Here is a 508-nt window from a genome sequence, read left to right on the forward strand (position 1 = left end):
TTAGATCCATTTGAATTGATCAATCCACGTTGTAAATTAGATGATGCTTCTCCAGAACCAAAATATTCTGATCATATTTTCCTATCGCTGGATAAATTAGAAAGCCAAATTTCTGAATGGGTTGAAAAGGCCTCTGAAGAAGGTAACTGGTCAAAAAATTCAAAAACAATTACGCAATCATGGTTGAAGGATGGTTTGAAGCCACGTTGTATTACAAGAGATTTAGTTTGGGGTACGCCAGTGCCTTTAGAAAAATATAAAGACAAAGTCTTGTACGTTTGGTTTGACGCTACAATCGGCTACGTTTCCATCACTTCCAACTACACCAAAGAATGGAAACAATGGTGGAATAATCCAGAGCATGTTTCATTGTATCAATTCATGGGTAAGGACAATGTTCCTTTCCATACAGTTGTTTTCCCTGGTTCTCAATTGGGTACGGAAGAGAACTGGACTATGTTGCACCATTTGAATTCTACAGAATACTTACAATATGAGAACGGTAAAT

Annotated in this window: 1 protein-coding gene; it reads left to right on the forward strand. The window is 37.0% G+C overall.

The window, feature by feature from the left end; all coding sequences use genetic code 11:
• Positions 1-508 (forward strand): class I tRNA ligase family protein (locus tag IE124_RS36475; RefSeq protein ID WP_189514113.1); only part of this gene is annotated, 508 nt, incomplete at both ends.

Source organism: Streptomyces narbonensis (genome assembly GCF_014649015.1).
Taxonomy (GTDB): Bacteria; Actinomycetota; Actinomycetes; order Streptomycetales; family Streptomycetaceae; genus Streptomyces; species Streptomyces narbonensis.